The sequence below is a fragment of the Providencia sp. LY12 genome, assembly GCF_057621555.1.
In genome coordinates this window covers 3971374-3991406 of the sequence record NZ_CM172594.1, presented here as the reverse complement: position 1 = coordinate 3991406, position 20033 = coordinate 3971374, and the positions used below count along the sequence as shown (strand labels likewise).

Below are 20033 nucleotides of genomic sequence, written 5' to 3'. Positions count from 1 at the left end.
TCACTGAATTTAGCATTCTGTGCTGATTTATAAGGAGAATTTAGTTGGCTTGCAGCGAATTTTCTCGCGGATCATAAAGTTTATAACATACTAAATTATAAATAAAAAATGATATAAACCTGTCACAAATTTGTAACCTCAACATAGGTTATTGTTCAATTAATTTGAATAACTATAGCAAAATTAGCTAATTTTCATCTCAGAATAAAGGGCATAGTATGATCCATATCACAGGGAAACATGAAAAAACCCCTGTAAATATCAAACATACAATGAGGAAGTTTACCATGAAAAAATCAACATTATTTGCTGCTGCTTTAGCTTTAGGTGCTGTATCATTTGGTTCAATGGCGGCTGAAGAAGTTAGACAAGCTAGCGAGCCAGCAGTAGGTTATGTGTCTGTAAGTGGTGCTGCAAGTGTAAATGACCTGACTGCACAATTAGCCAAAAAAGCTGATGAAGCTGGCGCAAAATCTTTCCGCGTGATTTCTGCAAGCGGTGAGAATGAGATGAATGGGACAGCAGCAATTTACAAATAAAATTTTTTACTCGTTATACTTCGAGCCGCAGCGTTGTTGGCTGCGTTCACTCCCACTAGTCACATACTAGTGTATGCTCCTAGCGACTCGTTCACTTGCCGCCTAGCTGCAACTCGAATTATTTAGAGTAAAACGTCATAATGACTAAAGTAAAAAGTCACAATGATTAGAGTTAAAAACCTTGAGGTTATGAGATTAAAAATCTAATTATTCAAGGAAATGCTAGAAAGATTTAGCGTATAGTAGTGCGAACTAAGTACAGATAACGTTCAGAACAGCTCAAGCACGCCCAGCCATTTTTATGGGCGTGTTCTGAACGGTCTAACATGGACATTCGCAATGACACCCGAAAATACCTTACAACACATCCAGCGCTATATTGCTCGCCAACACGTTTTTTCCCTGTTTACCTCTCACCAAGATGATATTTGGGCTGCCAGTTGCTACTACGCCTTTGACCGCCAAAATATGCGTTTAATTTTCATGACATCCCCCGATTCTCAGCACGGTAAATTAATGCAGGAAAATCCTCGTGTGGCAGGGACTATCTCCGCACAAACTAAGCAAGTGGGCAAAATTCAAGGTATTCAATTTGTGGGAGAAATTCGCCAATTGGGCGGTGAAGAGGCGGATGTGCAGAAAGCATTTTATTGCCAGAGATTTCCTGTCGCCCTAGAGGCGAAGCTGCCGATTTGGCAGCTCCAATTACAGACAGTGAAAATGGTGGATAACACGCTAGGGTTTGGCACCAAATTACATTGGTTACGTGAAGCTTAGGTCGCGTGAAGCTTAACGCAGTCGATGAATAACTTGGTTACTGCTACCGCGCCATAGCAGCGCGGGGTCGTACAATTCTTGCTCGAATTTTCCATCAATCAACGTATTGACCAAGCTCACCACTTTTTGCTGTTCTAGTGTCAATTCATCCAATTTATAGCCTGTCCACATCCAGATATCCTTATCTGGGCAGACGGCTTTCACTCGCTTCACTAACGCTAAAATAGTAGGTAAGTTGGCAGGATGCAAAGGATCCCCCCCAGAGAGGGAGAGCCCTTGTCGGCGAATACGCGTATCCTGCAAATCTTGGATAATTTGGTCTTCCATCTCTTGGGTAAAAGGAATACCGGAATCCACGCGCCATGTGCTTTGGTTATAGCAGCCTCGGCACTGATGAACGCAGCCCGAAACAAATAATGTGCAGCGGGTACCGGGGCCATTGACCACATCCACAGGATAATATTGATGATAATTCATGGCATTTATCCGCTGTTAACCGAGCTGTCCATTACCCAAGTGCTTGATACGGCGCTTTACTTCCTCTTGCTTACCCGCATTAAACGGTCGGGCATCTGGGCTGCCTAAGTATCCACAGACACGGCGGATCACGGAAACGCGGTTAGTATCATGGTTGCCACAAGCTGGGCAGGTAAAGCCTTTGCTGGTACAGGAAAACTCACCGGAAAAACCGCAGTCATAGCATTCGTCGATTGGCGTGTTGGTGCCGTAGTAAGGAACATGCTGATAGCTGTAATCCCAGACATCTTCGAGGGCTTTGAGGTTGTGCTGTAAGTTCGGGTATTCGCCGTAACAGATAAAACCGCCATTGGCGAGCGCCGGGTACGGCTGTTCAAAATCGATTTTATCGTAAGGGTTAACCTGTTTTTCCACATCTAAGTGGAAGCTATTGGTGTAGTAGCCTTTGTCGGTTACGCCATCAATAACGCCAAATTCAGCGGTATCTAAGCGGCAGAAACGGTCACACAGATTTTCGCTCGGCGTGCTGTATAAGCTGAAACCGTAACCTGTTTGGGCTTTCCATTCATCAGTGGCTTGGCGTAGACGATTGACGATAGCGACGGCTTTTTCGCGCAATTGCTCGCTGTCATACACATGAGTTTGCGTGCCAAATAAGGCATTGATGGTTTCGTGCAACCCAATGTAACCCAATGAAATTGAAGCGCGCCCGTGTTTGAAAATTTCCGCGACGCTGTCATTGGCTTTTAAGCGAACGCCGCAGGCACCTTCCATATATAAGATAGGAGCTACGCGGGCTTTGACATTTTCTAAGCGCGCAATGCGGGTCATTAATGCTTTTTTAGCGATGGCTAAACGCTCATCGAGAAGCGCCCAAAATGCCTCTTCGCTACCCTGAGCTTCCAGCGCAATACGCGGTAAATTCAGGCTGATCACGCCGAGATTATTTCGTCCATCGTGGATTTGTTTGCCGTCTTCTTCATAAACACCTAAGAAACTGCGGCAGCCCATCGGTGTTTTAAAGGAGCCAGTGACATCAACCACGCGATCGTAGTTGAGGATGTCTGGATACATGCGTTTGCTGGCGCATTCTAAGGCTAACTGTTTGATATCGTAGTTAGGATCGCCGTATTTATGGTTCAGCCCATCTTTGATAGCAAACACCAGTTTTGGGAAAACCGCGGTTTTGCGGTTTTTACCCAGTCCCGCAATGCGGTTTTTAAGAATCGACTGTTGGATAAGTCGTGCTTCTTGGGATGTGCCTAACCCAAATCCAAAGGTGACGAAGGGGGTTTGCCCGTTAGCGGTATGCAGTGTATTCACTTCATACTCTAAGGATTGGAACGCATCGTAACACTCTTTTTCAGTGCGACTTTGGGCGTAAGCCTCGGCGTCAGCAATTCCCCATTCTTTGGCCACTTTTAAGTGCTTTTCATGGCTAATAGCGACATAAGGCGCCAAAATTTCATCAATGCGGTTAATGGTGGTTCCGCCATAAATATGGCTAGCCACTTGGGCAATAATTTGTGCAGTAACGGCAGTGGCAGTAGAAATGGATTTTGGTGGCTCAATTTCCGCATTTCCCATCTTAAAGCCGTTGGTTAACATGCCATCAAGGTCGATAAGCATACAGTTAAACATCGGGAAGAAAGGGGCATAATCGAGATCATGATAGTGAATTTCACCCTTTTCATGAGCAAGTACCACATCGCGAGGCAAAATATGCTGTTTGGCATAATGCTTAGCGACTATTCCGGCTAATAAATCACGCTGGGTTGGGATCACCTTACTGTCTTTGTTCGCATTTTCATTGAGTAAGGATAAGTTGCTTTGCTCAATTAGGCCGCGGATCTCGTGAGTAAGTTGGCTGCGTTTTTCGCGTTCGCTGTCTCTGTCATGGCGGTATTCAATATAAGCTCGAGCCAGATCCTTGTAAGGCCCTGACATGAGCTGGTCTTCGACCGCATCTTGGATCTCTGCGATATCCACTTTTTCGCGATTGCACAACTGCTCAGAGACAACCGTGGCAACTTGCAGGCAATAATCATCATCTTTGACGTCCACCGCAGCGGCTGCACGTCGCACCGCTTCTTGAATGCGTGGGAGATCAAAATTGACCTGACAACCATCTCGTTTTATAACCACCGTTTTCACTGTCATACTCCTTATTTAATCCCTCACAGGACTGGCGATAGCGTCCATGATCCTTTATCAGTATGGGGCATCCCTGTGAAAGAAATGTGAATTTTTACTATATATAGTGTCTAGTGAATTAATTAAAGCACAATATGTAGGATATTGCCTTTTTTTAGATGACGGTAATTTGATTTAAAACAAAGAAAAAAATAATTTATATGAATATCAAACGGGCAGGAATTAATTAAATTTAGAGATTGATTTAAGGGTTTGGGAATTTGCTCTAGAATGAATCAATTGAAAAAAAAGCGGCAGGCTAGCAGTTGATGAGGTTAAAAAGCGCATTATGATCCCCATCCATTCACTCACCGGTATTACTGCATTTGTGGCGACGGTTCAATCAGGGAGTTTTACGGAAGCGGCAGAGCGTTTAGGGATCACCAAATCCGCCGTCGGCAAGCGTGTCACTAAGCTCGAAGAACATTTGGGGATTAGCCTATTAATCCGAACCACGCGGGGAATTTCGCTCACGACGGAAGGGGAGCGCTACTTCCATGAATGCTCAGCCGCGCTGGATTTATTAGATAAAGCGGGTCAGCAGCTCCAAGAGAATACCCATACCTTGATGGGTAAGCTGCGCCTAGATCTCCCTGCCGCATTTGGGCGTAAATGCGTTATGCCTATTTTGATGCAACTGATGGATGAGCAGCCCCAATTGATGCTGAGCGTTTCGTTTAATGAGCAATTTGTCGATGCCCTTGAAGAAGGTCTGGATTTGATGGTGCGTATTGGCCCTTTACCCGACAGCGCTCACCTTGTGGCTCGTCAGTTAACCACACAAAACCAAGTTCTGTGTGCATCGCCAAAGTATCTTGAAAAATACGGGGCGCCTCAGCATCTTCAAGAGCTGGAAAATCATCGCTGCATTGTGGGGATCCGCCAAGGAGCGCCTTTCTATTGGCGCTTATGTGAAGAAGGAACTGTCATCCAGTATGCTCCACGCCCTTTTTATGAACTCGCTGATGGCGATGCGATGCTCCAAGCGGTGCTTCAAGGAAAAGGGATTGCTCAGTTACCATTGTGGTTGGTCGATGATTATCTGAAAAACCAGCAATTACAGCGCATTTTGCCAGAGTCTGAAGGCTATGAAACGCCGATTAATCTATTGTGGCCGAAAGGGCGTAGTATGCCGCCAAAAACACGCTATGTGATTGATATGTTGCTTAAGGCGGCAAAAGAAGGGCAATTTAATTAAGGGAATGGCAAGCGAGTGCTGGCGCCGAATGGGTTAGCTTCACTTTTACCCAAATGCTGATTAATGCCAGGACAGAAAACGCAATTCCCACCCAAATAATGGCAGCCACTCCCGCGTACAGAATCGCCCAGCCTCCAATCATAGTGCCAATGGTAATCCCTAAATTTGAGAATGAAATATACAGGCTATTGGCAAACTCAGGGGCTGAATTGGCTTCTTTCATTAACCAACTTTGGCTGATGATTAAACCGGATGTATGGAAAGCCCCCCATAAAATCACCAACGCCACCATCACTATCGGCTGATGCCCAAAGAGCCAAACCGCGAAATAAATCACTCCGAATAACACGGGATAAGGCAGCGTAGTCGCAATTTGGCTGCGCTGTAGAAAGTGGCTAAAAATAAAGTTACCGATATACCCGCTGATGCCGAACACCACCAATAGTGTGCTAGTCACATTGTTCGAAAATCCAGTAATTTTAATCAGATAATCGGCGATATAACTGAAACTTGCGAACATCGCGCTGAAAATCAGTGTCACCGTCAATATGCACAACCAAACAGGCAAACGCTTTAAAATCGCCACTTGTTCACGGACTTTTAGCGGTGCGGTTACAGGAGTAGACGGCACATGAATGGCGATCCCCATAAACGCCAGCAAACTGGTTAAAGCGCCGAACCAAAAGGCGGTAGTCAGAGAAAATGCTTCTGCAATGAAGGCACTGAGGGGTAATCCCAAAACCATCCCCACCGCGACACCGGAAAACACAATGGCCACGCCCTTGGCAGATTTTTCGGGCGGCATGGCATTGGCTGCAAGGTTTAGGGCGATGGCAAAAAAGACCGCATGGGTCAGTGCGGGTAAAACTCTAAACACCAAAATCATATGATAGTTTTCGGTGAGGGCATAAATGCTATTGGAGATAATAAATAGCATCATAATGACCAACAGAACGGTTTTGCGATTAAAACGCCCGAGCAATAGCGTGATAAAAGGTCCTGAAATGGCCACTACCACTGCGTAGATACTGACGAGAAAACCAACTTGTGGCGCTGTGATATGAAGCTGCTGAGTTAATTGTGGTAATAAACCAATCACCGCCACTTCGGTGGTGATCACGCCAAACACAGCCAGTGACAGGCTGAGCAGTAATAAACGTATTTTATTTTGCATATAGGTATCCGCAGGGGCTAAACATTGTCCTGAATTGAATAAGTCATAAAGTGATGTTGCGGATATATCCCGAGGGTTATCGTGACAAAACAGCGAGAAAAAGAGAAGGGCATTTTGGGATACAAAGAATAGCCTAAAAGCGGGTTGCAATTTTTAGGTGAGCAGTTTTTATATGATGAAAAAAAGCCTGCTGACAATGGGTTAGCAGGCTATCAGACTGACAATCTGAAACTGAATAAAACTATTTACGTACTGCGATAGCTTCGATTTCGATTTTCACATCTTTTGGCAGACGCGCAACTTCAACGCAAGAACGCGCAGGGAATGGCGCATTATGTTGTTTGAAAAACTCTTCGTAAGTGGCGTTAACGGTACCGAAATCATTTAAATCTTTCACAAAAACGGTCGTTTTTACGATGTTGGCAACGCCCAGACCTGCTTTTTCTAAAATCGCTTTCACGTTCGCCAGTGATTGACGAGTTTGTGCTGCGATATCTTCAGGAACATTACCGGTTTTTGGATCAACAGGAATTTGACCTGAAGTCATAACCATACTGCCTAAATCGACGCCTTGAACGTAAGGACCAATAGCGGCTGGTGCATTTTCGGTGCTGATTTCGTATGACATAATTTCTCCGTTTATCACGTAAAAAAGGGTTTGGACGCTATTATAGACATGGAACGGCATCCACACAAAGACGCAGTCTACGCCTAAATACCTTACTGATTATTGATCACGGCGTCTCTATCGAACTCTTTTTCACAGAATTTGCAGGTTAATGCCACATGTTTCGCGCGTTTTTTAATGCGGAAACTGCTGGAAACCGGCTCATTATGGCTAATGCAATTGCTGTTTGGGCACACCAGAACGCTGTCGATTTGCTCGGGTAATTTTAGGTCTAATTTTTCCACCACTTGATAATCTTCAATACGATTAACAGTAGCTTCCGGTGCATACATCGCTAACTGGTTAGCTTGTTCCGGGGTTAAAAAGGTATTTTCGATTTTGATAATGTCTTTTTTGCCCAGATTGCTGGAGGGCAAATTCAACCCGATAGTGATGCGCTCATCGGTTTTGGTGAGCTTAAACAGCTTCAGTAATTTGAACCCAATTTGAGCAGGGATATGGTCGATGACAGTGCCGCAACGGATGGCTTCAACTTGTAATTTATGGTCGTGTGTCATGGTCTTCTCCTCAGATTGCCAGTTCTTTATTTAATACCAGAGACAGCAGCGCTTGGCGCGCGTAAATCCCATTCCCTGCTTGCTGGAAGTAATAAGCGTAAGGGGTGCTATCCACATCCACGGTAATTTCATCGATGCGCGGAAGCGGGTGCAGCACTTTTAAATTATCTTTGGCACTGTGTAGGTCTTGGGCGCGCAGAATAAATTGCGCTTTGACGTTGGCATATTCTGATGGGTCTAAACGCTCTTTTTGAACGCGAGTCATATACAGAATATCCACTTCAGGGATCACTTCATCGACATTGTTATGCAGGCTGTAAGTCGCTCCTTTTTCATCCAGAATATTCAGGATATGAGCTGGCATCGACAACACTTCAGGGGAAATAAAGTAGAAGTGATTACCTTCAAACTTCGATAGCGCTTGAGTCAGTGAATGCACCGTTCTGCCATATTTCAGGTCACCGACCATCGCGATTTTCAGGTTCTCTAAGCGGCCTTGAGTTTCTTGGATAGTAAACAGGTCTAACAGGGTTTGGGTAGGATGTTGGTTAGAGCCATCCCCTGCGTTGATAATCGGAACGGAACCTGAGAACTGGCTAGATAAACGCGCGGCACCTTCTTGTGGGTGGCGCATCACAATCGCATCAACATACTGGCTGATAACAGAAATAGTGTCTGCGAGAGTTTCGCCTTTTTTACCTAATGAGGTATTGGCGCTATCGGAGAAGCCGACGACAGATGCCCCTAAACGATGAATAGCGGTTTCGAATGACAGACGGGTACGCGTCGATGCTTCGAAGAAACAGCTGGCGATTACCTTATGCTTCAGAAACTCAGGTTGAGGCTGCTGTTTTAATGAAGCTGCCACCTTAAGGACTAATTCAAGGTCAGTTTTATCTAAATCGTTAATTGAGATTATGTCGCGGTGATATAACGGATTCGGCATCGTGATTCTCCTGTATCAGCAAGACTTGCTATCTAGTAGGCCAAAAAAAAGCCCCTCAATGAGGGGCTTTTTTATCAATACGGCGGGGAAAAACAGGCTGTCCTGACCGCGTGATGGCAGTGCGGTGTCGGTGTTCTCTTTCAAAAATAGAGCAGCAGCGTTCATGGTTTCTCCCGGCAAATTGTGGCGCATTATACGCGTGTGGCATAATGACGCAAGCGTTTGCGAACAGAAAAATGAAATTTTTTGTTTTTAGCATATGTTGACATATGTATGAGTGGGCATATACTCAACATATGTTTATTCTTTCGGCATTTAAGGAGGAATTATGGTAACTAAAATTGTTGCTGTATTTAAAAATGGTAATAATCGCGCAGTTCGTTTACCTAAAGATATTGATTTTGAAGGTGTAAATGAATTAGAGATTAGTCGTGAAGGGAATCGTATTATTCTTCGTCCAGTCAAACCTAATTGGCTATCACTAAGAGATGAAGATAAAGCAGACAAAGATTTCTTACTTGAACGTGAAGACGTGATTGAAGATGGAAGGATAGTTTTGTGACAAAACTCTACATGCTTGATACCAATATTTGCTCTTTCATTATGAGAGAGCAACCCATGTATCTACTACAGAAACTGCAAGATTGTGTTATACATCGACATTCTATTGTTATTTCTGCGATTACTTACTCAGAAATGCGCTTTGGTGCGATAGGTAAGAAAGCCTCGCCTAAGCATAATTTTTTAGTCGACGCATTTTGTGAGCGTCTTGATGGGATTCTCGCTTGGGATAAAGATGCGATTGATGCAACAACTGCAATTAAGAAAGCATTAACCGAAGCAGGAACGCCTATTGGAAATAATGACACTGCAATAGCCGGTCATGCATTAGCAACTAACTCTATATTGGTAACTAACAATACCCGAGAGTTTTCTCGAGTTTTGGGATTGAAACTAGAAGATTGGTTGCAGCCATAATTATTAAATTAGTGTTTAATTTATTGGATATAGCCATTACGTTTATAAAGCCCATTTAGGGCTTTGTTTTTATATTATCTTTTCGCTACTTACCTCTGCCCCAATCTCTTTGCCACTCTCTCCAATTTCATCATCAACAGCAGTGTGATCGCGACTAGGACAATAGTCAGTGCGGAGCCGTCGGCAATATTTCCGCGGTCGGTAAGGCTGAAAATTGATACCGGCAACGTCGCCCAGCCTGGGGGATACAACATCATGGTGGCGCCCAACTCTCCGAGGGACAAAGACAGGCTCAAGGCGACAGCGGAAATCATCCACGGCATCAATAGCGGTAGGGTGACATGGCACAGGCGATACCACGGGGAAGCGCCCAAACTGAATGCCACATTCTCAATGTCCACGGAAATGCGGGTTAATCCTGTAGAGACATTGCTGAAGGTGAACGCTGAAATCAGAACAAAATGGGCGGAAAAAACAATCCAGAAAGTGCCGTTCATCTGCAAATAGCCTTGGCTAAATGCCACTAAGATCCCCAATCCAATTGAAACCGATGGAATAGCACTCGGTAAATAGAACGCGATACCCAGATATTTTTGTACTCTGGCGCTATGGCGACGTAAGGCTAGGGCTGCCCACAGACCGCAAAATAGGGCAAACAAACTGGCGCAAAAGCCAATAATCAGGCTGGATAGAATTGCTTCCCATGCAGGTCCTTGAAACGCATTCACAAAATGTTCGAAGGTAAAGCCGGAGGGCAAAATACCGTTCCATTGTCGGCTAAAGCTGGACATTAAAATCATCACTAATGGCAGCAAGAACAAACAAGAAAACAGCGTGATGGCGATGGCGGTTGAAATGGCTCGCCCAGTTTTAGACCAAATTAACATGGTTATTTTTTCACTCCGAAACGGGTTGTTGCCATGCGATACAGGCTAAATAGCCCCACAGACAGCAGAATATTAATTAGCGCTATCATGCACGCGACACTGTAATCAGATTCTAGAATCGCTTTGCTGTAGACCATCATCGGCAAGGTATTTACCCCTTTTGCCCCGATAAACAGCACGATGCCAAATTCGTTGGTGGTCAGCAGTAAACACAAACTACCACCTGCGAGTAATGCAGGAAGCGCCGCAGGGAAAATCACTTGGCTGATAACGCGGGCAGGGTGCGCCCCTAAAATACTGGCGGCTTCTAACTGGCTCTTATCGATTTGGCGCAGTGCTGCCATTAACGGGCGCATCACGAGCGGAGTAAAGACGGTGATCTCCGCCAAAATCACGCCATTAATCGAGTATAAAAAGTCCACGGGGGGCAGTTCAAAATCAAACAGCGCCATTAATGTGCCATTGAGTAACCCCGCCGAACCATAAATAAAGGTAAACGCGAGAGTGATTAAAAACGTCGGCAGTGCGATAAAGGTATCAATCACTTGGGTAATAAAACGGCTTCCGGGAAAAGGAATAAATACCAAAATCAGGGATAGAACCGAGCCAAGCACCAAGCAACCGAGAGTGGCAAAAAAGGCAATTTGTAGCGTATTAAATAGCCCGCTAATAAACCGACGAGATTCAATCACTTGCCAGAACGTTTCTAAGCTTATGCCGCCAGTGGGGCTTTGAATGGCTTGCTCGCCAATCAGCATCAGCGGGTAGAAAAATAACGTCGCTAGAACGAGCAGCGGTGGCACTATCCAATAAAACGGTTTTAGGTTTATGGATGATGGCTTAGACAGGTTGATAGCCGACATATTATTCCTCAATCAACACAGTATCGGAGGGAGAAAACCACAGTGTGAGTTTATCTCCGGCTTGCGGTAACGGGGATAAATGGGTAACAGCGACCGTTACCTTTTCTCCCGCAACATCACACAATAAATGGGTAATGTCCCCCTGCCAGCGGATGGATTGTAAGGTGGCATGTAACTGGTTTGAGGTATCTGCTCGTGGGGTGAGGCTAATATGCTGCGGGCGAATACAGATTAATTTGTGGCTATTGTGCTGCATTCCTTGGGTTTGCGCTTCAATAAGCGTACCGCCACAGCTCACACTGACTTGGGAAGGCATGGAGGAAAAGCCCAAGGCAGTTGCCGACAGAATATTGGCACGGCCTAAAAACTCGGCGGCAAAGCGGTTTGGTGGGCGATGGTACAGGGCATTTTTCTCCCCGTGTGCCACCAAATAGCCATCTTTCATGATGCCAATTTTATCCCCTAACGCGAGCGCTTCAGTTTGGTCATGGGTGACGTACAAAATGGTCAGCTCAGGTAATTCGCGGTGCAGCCTTGCAATCTCTTCCACCATATTATGGCGAATTTGCGCATCGAGGGCAGATAGCGGCTCATCGAGTAAAAGTACTCGTGGGCGAACAGCTATAGCGCGGGCGATGGCAACACGCTGCTGCTGTCCACCGGATAACTGATGCGGGTAGCGGGAGGCATAGTCGCTCATACCGACAATGTTTAATGCCTCTGCCACGCGCTCTTTGATCAGCGCTTTAGGCTGTTTTTGGGCGCGTAAGCCAAAAGCAACATTATCTTCCACTTTCATATGGGGGAAGAGGGCATAGTTTTGTACTACCATGCCCAGCCCCCGTTGATACGGGGGAAGGTGGGTGATGTCCGTATCACCCATTAAAATGCGTCCACTATCCGGTTGTGCAAAGCCCGCAATTGACCGTAACACGGTGGTTTTACCGGAGCCTGAAGGGCCAATCAACACTAGTATTTCGCCAGGTTCGATGGTCAGAGATAACGGTTTGAGTACCACATTGTTATGGTAAGAAACCCGCAGAGATTCCAGCACAATACCTGAATGGTCAGTGCGCTGGCTTGGTGTTTCTATCTTTCTTTTCATCAACATAACTCACTTACTCGCTTTCAGTCACTTTGTGCCAACGGGTAATATCGTTCGAAAGAGACACTTCAACATCGTCCCAATTCGGTTGCCACGTTTTGACGCCTTTGAGGGTTTCAGTAGCTTTATGGAATTGTGGATCGTTTGGCGTCAAATCTGAGCGTACCGGCATTCCCCATGACAGTTCGCTAACGTGGCTTTGGGCTTGTTTGTCTAACAGAAAGTTAATCAACTTTTTGCCATTTTCAGTTTCAGGACCGTTATTGACTAAGCCAACCACATAAGGCAGAACCAGTGCGCTGCGTTCGCCTTTTTCATCGGCTGGCCAAAAGATTTTCACGTTCGGATTTCGTTCCATTTGAGAAAGGTTCATTTGTAGATCGCCGTTTGCGACGTACAGCTCGCCTTTGTTCACTAACGCGGTTAATTTCCCTGTTGAGGCGGATGGACCGACGTTGTTGGCTTGTAATTTACCGAGGTAATCAAAACCGGCTTCTTTGCCACCGAAGCTATGGAACACTTGCAGCATCACGGCGGTACCATCTCCCGCTTGTCCCGGTGTGGAATATTGCAGTTTATTTTTAAAACGGGCGTCGAGGAGTTCATTCCACGTTGCTGGTGGAGCTTTGAGCAGTTTGTCGTTATAGATAAAGGTCAGGTAGTTATTCACGATGGGGGTGTAGTACTCCGTTGAGTTAGGAATACTTACCGCGGCATCCGGCGTGAATTTTGCCAGCAATTCGGTTTTAGCGGCACGTTGGATAAATGGGGGAACGGTGACGAGCACATCCGCTTGTGGGTTAGTGCGCTCTTTGGCTAAACGCTCAACGATGGCACCGGAGCCGCCTTCGACGTACTGCACTTTAATCCCTGTTTGCTGGGTAAAGGCATCAAACTGAGCTTGATACCAGCTGTTATTGCCATCATGAAGACCATCTGCGGAGTAAACCGTGACGACAGGGGCTGCCAAAACTGAGGTCGAACCTAGGGCGGCAAGGAGCAATACGGCAAGAGGGGTAGGTTTCATTTTACGTTTCATCTCCAGATCTCCAGTTAGTCGTTAAAGTTATCTGGTATATACCAGTGTTTTTTACGCTAACGGGTTTATGTGACAGAAAAATGAAATCTACCGAGAAAGCAAAAATTTATTTTTGAAATGAAAGTTAGAGGGTATCGACCTCGATGCGTAGACTATCATGACGCCAATATTCCACATCATAATCCAGAATTCGCCCATGCTGATCGTAGTTTAAACGTTGCAATAGCAGGGCTGGGCGACCGACTGCAACCCCTAATGCACTGGCTGCCTGCGGTGGCATGGCGGTGGGATAAAACGACAAATGCATACTGGTATAAATCAACCCGTAGTGCTGCTCATACACTTCAGTGAGGCTGCCATTTAAATCGTGGCTTAATAGCTCAGGTACTCGAGCGGGAAGACAGTGGTTTTCGCTGTAGCAAACGGCGCGGTCGTCTGCATAACGCAGGCGAGTGAGTAGGTAGATTTGTTCGAAAGGCTGCAATTGCAGTGGCGTCATGGCTTCGACAGGCACGGTGACAACTTTCCCTTCTAACAGCTTAGTTTTGGGTTGGCGGCCTTGCTCTAAACATAGCTTATGGAAGTTGGTATTTTGCGTTGGATCGAGCCATAAACGCTCGGGTGTCACAAACCAGCCACGGCGCTCGGAACGGTAAATAGCACCGCTGGATTCCAGTTGTGCCAAGCTTTCTCGAATAGTGACGCGGGTGGTATTGAAGATGGCACACAGTTCGCGTTCAGAGGGCAGTTTATCGCCACTTTTCAGCGCGCCGCTCTGAATTCTTGCTTGTAATTGAGCTTTGATAAGAAGGTACTGTGGCTGTTCATCCATCGATAATGTATCCGTTTTTTGTCGTAAAATTTTTTATTCATTATACACGCCAATATGAATTTTTTGTTGCAGGGCGTCTTTTCCTTTGACCTTCTTGTTCATCTGCCGTCATTATAATGCCAATCTGGTATAGACCAATGGTGAATTTAAATGACAATGAATCAATATCTGCTGTTAACGCCGGGACCTTTGACCACGTCGCAAACCGTGAAAGAGGCGATGCTGTTTGATAGCTGCACATGGGACGATGATTACAACTTAGAGGTAGTGCAACGTATTCGCCAACAGCTAGTTGAATTAGCGACAATCCAAACGGGGTATACCAGCGTATTACTCCAAGGGAGTGGGAGCTACGCCGTGGAAGCGGTGTTGGGTTCAGTACTTGCGCCGCAAGATAAAATCCTGATTATCAGCAATGGCGCTTATGGGGCGCGAATGGCAGAAATGGCGCAGTTAATGGGCATTTCACACCATGTTTATGATTGCGGTGAAGTGGCTAAGCCCGATGTGGCAGTGATTGAGCAGCTTCTACAGCAAGATAGCCAAATCAGCCATATTGCGATGGTGCACTGTGAAACCACCACCGGCATTTTGAACCCGATAGAGCAAGTGGCGGTATTAGCCAAGCGCTATCAAAAACGCTATATCGTGGATGCGATGAGCAGTTTCGGGGGGATCCCACTGGATGTGGGGGCACTGAATATTGATTTTCTGATCAGCTCGGCCAACAAATGCATCCAAGGGGTACCGGGGTTTGGGTTTGTGATAGCTCGTACCAGCGAACTGGAAAAATGTGCGGGTCGCTCGCGTTCGTTGTCCCTTGATCTGTATGCACAATGGCGCTGTATGGAACAATATCACGGGAAATGGCGCTTTACTTCCCCAACTCACACAGTACTGGCTTTTGCTCAAGCGCTGAAAGAGTTAGCCCAAGAAGGTGGCGTGAGCGCCCGTTTCCAGCGTTATCAGCAAAATCAGCGCAAGCTGGTGGAAGGTATGCGCCAGTTAGGATTCCGCACATTATTAGACGATAGCCAACAATCGCCGATTATCACGGCATTTTATTCGCCAGATGCCGACGATTATCAATTTAACCAATTTTATCAGCAGCTCAAAGCCCAAGGATTTGTGATCTATCCGGGGAAAGTCTCAAAGAGCGATTGTTTCCGTATTGGCAATATTGGGGAAGTGTATCTGCACAATATTGATGCGCTATTGGTGGCAATTAAGAATGCGATGTATTGGAAAAATAAGGATTAATCATGAACCGTATTGAAGCTGTTATTTTGGATTGGGCAGGAACGACGGTGGATTTTGGCTCTTTTGCACCGACGCAAATTTTTATCGAAGCATTTAAAGTCGCGTTTGATATGGATATTACACTGGCGCAAGCTCGTATCCCGATGGGATTAGGAAAATGGCAACATATTGAAGCGTTAGGAAAATTACCAGAGATTGATGCCATGTGGCAGGCAAAGTTTGGACGCTCAATGACCAGCGAAGATATCAATGCTATCTACCAAACGTTTATGCCGTTACAGATTGCCAAAGTTGTCGATTTTGCAGCACCAATCGACGGAGTTGTCAGCACGATTGCAACGCTGCGTGGGCAAGGGATCAAAATTGGTTCTTGTTCAGGTTACCCAAGGGCGGTGATGGAAAAGTTGGTTCCAGCAGCCGCGAAGTTGGGTTATCAGCCCGATTATTGGATTGCCAGTGATGACCTAGCGGCTGGCGGACGTCCGGGGCCGTGGATGGCGTTGCAAAATGTAATTGAATTGGCAGTTAATTCTGTCTCCCATTGTGTGAAAGTGGATGATGCAGTGCCGGGTATTGAAGAGGGACGTAATGCGGGAATGTGGAGTATTGGGCTCGCTATTTCGGGTAATGAATTTGGTAAAACGTGGGAGGAATATCAAGGCATGAGCCAAGAAGAAATTTCCCCATTACGCCAGCAAGCGGCGGAAAAACTGTATGCGGCGGGCGCCCATTATGTGATTGATACGCTATCGGATCTTCCTCGTGTGATTGACGAAATCAACGCGAGATTGGCAAACGGTGAAAGACCGTAGCGAGACTTAAGTCTCCATTCAAACTGACCAAGTAGGGGGGCCTACTTGGTCGGTAGATTTAGAATATATTTATCGGTAATTCAGGCGCAATTGTCGCTACCATCACCGCTTTAATAGTGTGTAGGCGGTTTTCCGCTTGGTCGAAAACGATACTGTAAGGGGATTCAAACACCTCTTCCGTCACTTCCAGCCCGCCATAAAGATTAAACTCTTTGGCAAGCTGAGCGCCTAATGTGGTGTCTTCATTATGAAATGCTGGCAGGCAGTGTAAGAATTTCACCTCTGGGTTGCTAGTTAGTTTGACCACGTCCATATTCACTTGGTACGGTTTCATTAAGGCAATGCGCTGAGCCCACACTTCTTTTGGTTCCCCCATCGAAACCCAGACATCGGTATACAGAAAATCAGCGTCTTTAACGCCTTCAGCCACGTTTTCAGTCAGAATAATTTTTCCGCCGGTGGTTTTAGCGATTTTCTGGCACTCTTCAATTAATTCAGCCTCTGGCCAGCAGCTTTTGGGTGCCACTAAACGCAGCTCCATGCCCGTTAATGCAGCGGCTTCTAACATGGAATTTCCCATATTGTTACGCGCATCCCCGAGGTAGGCGAATTTGACGTCAGAAAGCGGCGTATTAGGCTTATGTTCTTGGATGGTGAGCAAATCGGCTAATAACTGTGTGGGATGGAATTCGTTAGTTAATCCATTCCAGACAGGCACTCCCGCATGCTGCGCTAATGTCTCGACGGTGCTTTGCGCGTAGCCCCGATATTGCACACCATCGTACATCCGCCCCAGCACTCTGGCGGTATCTTTCATGGTCTCTTTGTGCCCAATCTGGCTGCCTGATGGTCCAAGATAGGTGACTCTCGCCCCTTGATCGAAAGCACCCACTTCAAATGCACAGCGCGTCCGTGTTGAATCTTTCTCGAAGATCAGCGCAAAATTCTTACCCGATAATAAAGGTGGCTCAGTGCCAGATTTTTTGGCGGATTTTAGCCAAGCGGAGAGTTTTAATAATGCATGAATATCGTTAGAGGTAAAATCCAATAGTCTTAAAAAATGCTTTCCATGTAGGGAGTTCATAAATCACAGCCTTTTATAATTGAATTAATATTCAATTTATATTCATAAAAATTCAAAATCAACCCCTCATGCAAAAGAAATTATTTTATTAGGTATGGTTTCACCTTCGACCCTATGGGAGAATGAGCCGGAGACTAATACCACGGAACAAGGGGTGTGGAGATGGTAGATAAAGCTGAATTTGATGCGCAGTACGAAGAAACTCGCCTGATCATTGAAGAGTTACTGGAAGATGGAAGTGATCCTGATGCGCTGTACGCGATTGAGCATCACTTCTCTGCGGACAATTTTGAATTGTTAGAAAAAGCGGCTGTTGAAGCATTCAAACTGGGTTATGAAGTGACTGATGCGGAAGAACTGGAAATTGAAACCGGTGAAACCTTGATGTGTTGCGATGTGATCAGCGAAAGTGCGTTAAATGCAGAATTGATCGACGCGCAAGTTGAGCAGTTAATGAAATTAGCAGAAAAAATCGGTGTGAACTACGATGGTTGGGGCACCTATTTTGAAGATCCAGACGCAGAATATGATGATGAAGACGGTGACGACGAAGGGGACGATGAGTCCGAAAATCGCGTTCACTAATTGATTTTTCAAATTTCAATAGCGGGTAATATCGCTGAATTGAAAGATAAGAAAGCACTGATTGAGAATATCGTCAGTGCTTTTTTGTTTTTATATCAAGATGCTAACTCTTTCACCATATAGTGCCAGCCGTAAATATCCATATAGCGTAATGTCGTGCGAGAGGTTTCATACTTTTCATCGATATAGCCACGGCGCAAATAAAGTTCCCTTGCCTTGGTATTCAAATCAGATACATACAAAGAAACTCGGGTGAGCTTGGGATCTGCGGCTGCTTGGGTTTCAATGTGATCTAACACGCGATTACCAATTCCCATACCTCGCAACTTATTATCGACACATAAGTAAGAAAGATAGGCTGTGTCTGCTCTTGGTTTGTGTACAAATAACTGGAAAATGCGCCAAATTTTCATAAAGCGGAAAAAACCTGCTTTACGCAGAATCTGTATTAATGGCGCGGGGGTAGGTGCTTGTTCTTGAATGCGTTTTACGCCATAAGTCATGCCATAAACGGCGACTAGCTTGCCATTTAATTTAACCTGAAAGTGTCTATCATAGGGGTCACTCAGACCGCGTTGCCAAAATAGAGATAACACCCCCTGACGCAGGGCTTCTGGCATATCGTGAATGGTTTTAAATTTAGAAGAAAAGGCTTCATAAAATAGCGTGTTAGCACTATCAATGTTTGCTTCCTCTAAAGGTTCAATGACGAGCGGCTCGTTATTGATCATTGAGTTCATCATCATGATTTCACCAATAAAGGGTCTGTGTGCTCAAGCGTAAATATCATCTCAGGGGAGTTCTCTTGAAAAGCATTGAGTTGCCAGTCTCCATAGAGATGACGAATCTTTAAATCGCAAGATTCAAGGGCCTGAGTAATGTCGCTAAGTGTCGGAAAAGCAATATCCGATTCGGCTCGGTATATGGAGCCATTCTCACCTTGCTGGTAGAACGTTTGATAGCGAACAATGCCGTTCTGTTCGGCAACATCGTTCCAAAGAATGACTTCGCCAAATTCTTGGGTCGAGAGTGATTCACGAGATAATTCAGGCGTCCACTCTCGCCACTCTTCAACCGTGGGATTGCGGCTATCAAATACAATCGTGCCATCAGCGGTGAGATGTCGCTGCATGGTTTGCAATGCGGCAATGCGCTGTTCTTGAGTCAAAAAAACCTGAAAGGCGTGACCAGATAAAATGATCAAATCAAATTTCATGTCCAGACAGAGCGCTTCAGCTGTGCTGTTCACCCAACGAACGTGATTGGTTTTTTGTTGAGCAATATCCAACATCGCTTGCGCGGGATCGACACCGACCAACGTGGTGTGTGGATATTGCTCCGCAATGGCGGTGAGTAACGTGCCAGTACCGCAGCCTAAATCCAAAATATGAGATGCTGAAGAGGCTAGCTGAAGGTATGCCGCGTAGTCTGCCCGCTGCAAGCTGTTATCTAAATCATAGAAGCGAGCGAGCTTGGGATCTTCATAAAGGGCGTCTTCATACTGTGAGATCATTGGCTACGGTATCCTTTTATTGGGTAGCGGGGCTATAGCGCTTTTAGCATACGAATTTCGCAGTCACTATGACCCGTATTGCCTAATGGTTCGTCGATAAAATCGAAGCCCAGTTTTTCATACAATTTAATGGCAGCTTGTAACTCTTTGGTGGTTTCCAAGTAACAGCGGGTATAGCCTTGCTGCTTAGCAAATTCCAAAGACATTAAGACGATTTGCTTGGCTAAACCTTTTCCGCGCAGTACAGAAGAGAGATACATTTTCTGTAATTCAGCGGTGTGTTCATCTCCACCGGCGACTTGTGAAATGCCGCCACCGCCAACCACTTTACCGTCCATTTCCACCACCCAGTACGCGCTACGTGGCTTGCTATACACTTCATACAACGTATCTAAAATAGGATCCGCGACCGCAAAACCTTTATCGGCGGTGAGGCCATGTTCAGCGGAAACTTCACGAATAACAGCGGCGATCCCTGGGTTATCTTGAGGTTGAATTAAACGAACTTGAACAGTTGAGGTTGTGTTTGTTGTCATGAGAATATCTCTTTCTATTTGTATTATTTATATTTTTAATTGCACTATTT

24 protein-coding genes are annotated in these 20033 nt (G+C 45.6%); 8 read left to right on the top strand and 16 right to left on the bottom strand.

All coding sequences use genetic code 11. The annotated features are described in order from the left end of the window. Positions 1-287: 287 nt before the first annotated feature. Both bhsA and ACY3ZI_RS18865 read left to right on the top strand, forming a co-directional pair. Complete coding sequence (bhsA, locus tag ACY3ZI_RS18870) at positions 288-539, top strand: multiple stress resistance protein BhsA (RefSeq protein WP_154603012.1); 252 nt, start codon at positions 288-290, stop codon at positions 537-539. A 339-nt stretch (positions 540-878) separates the two neighbouring features. Next, positions 879-1316: a YhbP family protein gene (locus ACY3ZI_RS18865; protein ID WP_487375700.1), complete on the top strand. Its 438-nt coding sequence runs from the start codon at positions 879-881 to the stop codon at positions 1314-1316. 12 nt (positions 1317-1328) lie between these two features. On the opposite strand, the gene nrdG is transcribed toward ACY3ZI_RS18865, so the two are convergent. Further along, entirely contained in the window at positions 1329-1793 is a 465-nt protein-coding gene (gene nrdG, locus ACY3ZI_RS18860; protein WP_487375699.1) for an anaerobic ribonucleoside-triphosphate reductase-activating protein, read from the bottom strand. A 15-nt stretch (positions 1794-1808) separates the two neighbouring features. Further along, positions 1809-3947: an anaerobic ribonucleoside-triphosphate reductase gene (gene nrdD / locus ACY3ZI_RS18855; RefSeq protein WP_108478832.1), complete on the bottom strand. Its 2139-nt coding sequence runs from the start codon at positions 3945-3947 to the stop codon at positions 1809-1811. 328 nt (positions 3948-4275) lie between these two features. On the opposite strand from nrdD, the gene ACY3ZI_RS18850 reads away from it, so the two are divergent. Then, positions 4276-5184 (top strand): LysR family transcriptional regulator, encoded by a 909-nt coding sequence (locus tag ACY3ZI_RS18850; protein WP_487375698.1) that lies wholly within the window; start codon positions 4276-4278, stop codon positions 5182-5184. Here the strand turns inward: ACY3ZI_RS18850 and ACY3ZI_RS18845 are convergent. The 5 genes from ACY3ZI_RS18845 to ACY3ZI_RS18825 form a co-directional block, all read right to left on the bottom strand. Next, entirely contained in the window at positions 5177-6358 is a 1182-nt protein-coding gene (locus ACY3ZI_RS18845; protein WP_487375697.1) for an MFS transporter, read from the bottom strand. The two genes, ACY3ZI_RS18850 and ACY3ZI_RS18845, sit on opposite strands and share 8 nt — an antisense overlap. Before the next feature lie 241 nt (positions 6359-6599). Beyond that, positions 6600-6986: a 2-iminobutanoate/2-iminopropanoate deaminase gene (gene ridA, locus ACY3ZI_RS18840; protein WP_036949109.1), complete on the bottom strand. Its 387-nt coding sequence runs from the start codon at positions 6984-6986 to the stop codon at positions 6600-6602. 92 nt (positions 6987-7078) lie between these two features. Further along, positions 7079-7543, bottom strand: coding sequence for an aspartate carbamoyltransferase regulatory subunit (gene pyrI / locus ACY3ZI_RS18835; RefSeq protein ID WP_108478835.1), 465 nt, complete (start codon positions 7541-7543; stop codon positions 7079-7081). A gap of 10 nt (positions 7544-7553) precedes the next feature. Next, complete coding sequence (gene pyrB / locus ACY3ZI_RS18830) at positions 7554-8489, bottom strand: aspartate carbamoyltransferase (RefSeq protein ID WP_487375696.1); 936 nt, start codon at positions 8487-8489, stop codon at positions 7554-7556. A gap of 15 nt (positions 8490-8504) precedes the next feature. After that, on the bottom strand, positions 8505-8654 hold the full coding sequence (locus ACY3ZI_RS18825; RefSeq protein WP_165906943.1) for a hypothetical protein: 150 nt from the start codon (positions 8652-8654) through the stop codon (positions 8505-8507). Positions 8655-8817: 163 nt separating this feature from the next. Here ACY3ZI_RS18825 and vapB point away from each other — a divergent pair, with 163 nt between their 5' ends. Continuing rightward, positions 8818-9051: a type II toxin-antitoxin system VapB family antitoxin gene (gene vapB / locus ACY3ZI_RS18820; RefSeq protein WP_036949116.1), complete on the top strand. Its 234-nt coding sequence runs from the start codon at positions 8818-8820 to the stop codon at positions 9049-9051. Further along, entirely contained in the window at positions 9048-9467 is a 420-nt protein-coding gene (locus ACY3ZI_RS18815; RefSeq protein WP_187129761.1) for a PIN domain-containing protein, read from the top strand. Before vapB ends, ACY3ZI_RS18815 begins: the two co-directional genes overlap by 4 nt. An 89-nt stretch (positions 9468-9556) precedes the next feature. On the opposite strand, the gene phnV is transcribed toward ACY3ZI_RS18815, so the two are convergent. From phnV to phnR, 5 genes are all read right to left on the bottom strand, one after another. Next, positions 9557-10354 (bottom strand): 2-aminoethylphosphonate ABC transport system, membrane component PhnV, encoded by a 798-nt coding sequence (phnV, locus tag ACY3ZI_RS18810; RefSeq protein WP_487375695.1) that lies wholly within the window; start codon positions 10352-10354, stop codon positions 9557-9559. A gap of 2 nt (positions 10355-10356) precedes the next feature. Continuing rightward, positions 10357-11217 carry a 2-aminoethylphosphonate ABC transporter permease subunit gene (gene phnU, locus ACY3ZI_RS18805; protein ID WP_487375694.1) on the bottom strand — a complete coding sequence of 287 codons (861 nt, stop codon included), beginning with the start codon at positions 11215-11217 and terminating at the stop codon, positions 10357-10359. 1 nt (position 11218) lies between these two features. Further along, positions 11219-12328 carry a 2-aminoethylphosphonate ABC transport system ATP-binding subunit PhnT gene (gene phnT, locus ACY3ZI_RS18800; protein WP_487375693.1) on the bottom strand — a complete coding sequence of 370 codons (1110 nt, stop codon included), beginning with the start codon at positions 12326-12328 and terminating at the stop codon, positions 11219-11221. 7 nt (positions 12329-12335) lie between these two features. Beyond that, positions 12336-13349, bottom strand: coding sequence for a 2-aminoethylphosphonate ABC transporter substrate-binding protein (gene phnS, locus ACY3ZI_RS18795; protein ID WP_487377573.1), 1014 nt, complete (start codon positions 13347-13349; stop codon positions 12336-12338). Between the two features lie 136 nt (positions 13350-13485). Then, on the bottom strand, positions 13486-14193 hold the full coding sequence (gene phnR / locus ACY3ZI_RS18790; protein WP_154603110.1) for a phosphonate utilization transcriptional regulator PhnR: 708 nt from the start codon (positions 14191-14193) through the stop codon (positions 13486-13488). Between the two features lie 150 nt (positions 14194-14343). Between phnR and phnW the strand changes: the two genes are divergently transcribed. Together phnW and phnX are read left to right on the top strand one after the other, a co-directional pair. Then, positions 14344-15453 (top strand): 2-aminoethylphosphonate--pyruvate transaminase, encoded by a 1110-nt coding sequence (gene phnW, locus ACY3ZI_RS18785; protein WP_211886888.1) that lies wholly within the window; start codon positions 14344-14346, stop codon positions 15451-15453. Positions 15454-15455: 2 nt separating this feature from the next. After that, a complete protein-coding gene (gene phnX / locus ACY3ZI_RS18780; RefSeq protein ID WP_487375692.1) occupies positions 15456-16265 on the top strand; it encodes a phosphonoacetaldehyde hydrolase in 810 nt (269 codons plus the stop codon). 58 nt (positions 16266-16323) lie between these two features. Here phnX and argF read toward each other — a convergent pair whose 3' ends face one another. Then, complete coding sequence (gene argF / locus ACY3ZI_RS18775; RefSeq protein WP_487375691.1) at positions 16324-17349, bottom strand: ornithine carbamoyltransferase; 1026 nt, start codon at positions 17347-17349, stop codon at positions 16324-16326. 162 nt (positions 17350-17511) lie between these two features. Here argF and rraB point away from each other — a divergent pair, with 162 nt between their 5' ends. After that, the gene (rraB, locus tag ACY3ZI_RS18770) at positions 17512-17934 is read left to right on the top strand and encodes a ribonuclease E inhibitor RraB (RefSeq protein ID WP_036949139.1); all 423 of its coding nucleotides are present in this window, start codon (positions 17512-17514) and stop codon (positions 17932-17934) included. A gap of 95 nt (positions 17935-18029) precedes the next feature. Here the strand turns inward: rraB and ACY3ZI_RS18765 are convergent, their stop codons facing one another. Genes ACY3ZI_RS18765 through ACY3ZI_RS18755 form a run of 3 tightly spaced genes read right to left on the bottom strand, consistent with a single transcriptional unit; the run spans position 18030 to position 19983 of the window. Beyond that, entirely contained in the window at positions 18030-18680 is a 651-nt protein-coding gene (locus ACY3ZI_RS18765; RefSeq protein WP_211886891.1) for a GNAT family N-acetyltransferase, read from the bottom strand. Then, positions 18677-19447 (bottom strand): class I SAM-dependent methyltransferase, encoded by a 771-nt coding sequence (locus ACY3ZI_RS18760; protein WP_487375690.1) that lies wholly within the window; start codon positions 19445-19447, stop codon positions 18677-18679. Before ACY3ZI_RS18760 ends, ACY3ZI_RS18765 begins: the two co-directional genes overlap by 4 nt. A gap of 32 nt (positions 19448-19479) precedes the next feature. Beyond that, positions 19480-19983, bottom strand: a complete 504-nt coding sequence (locus tag ACY3ZI_RS18755) for a GNAT family N-acetyltransferase (RefSeq protein ID WP_211886893.1) — start codon at positions 19981-19983, stop codon at positions 19480-19482. Positions 19984-20033: the final 50 nt, after the last annotated feature.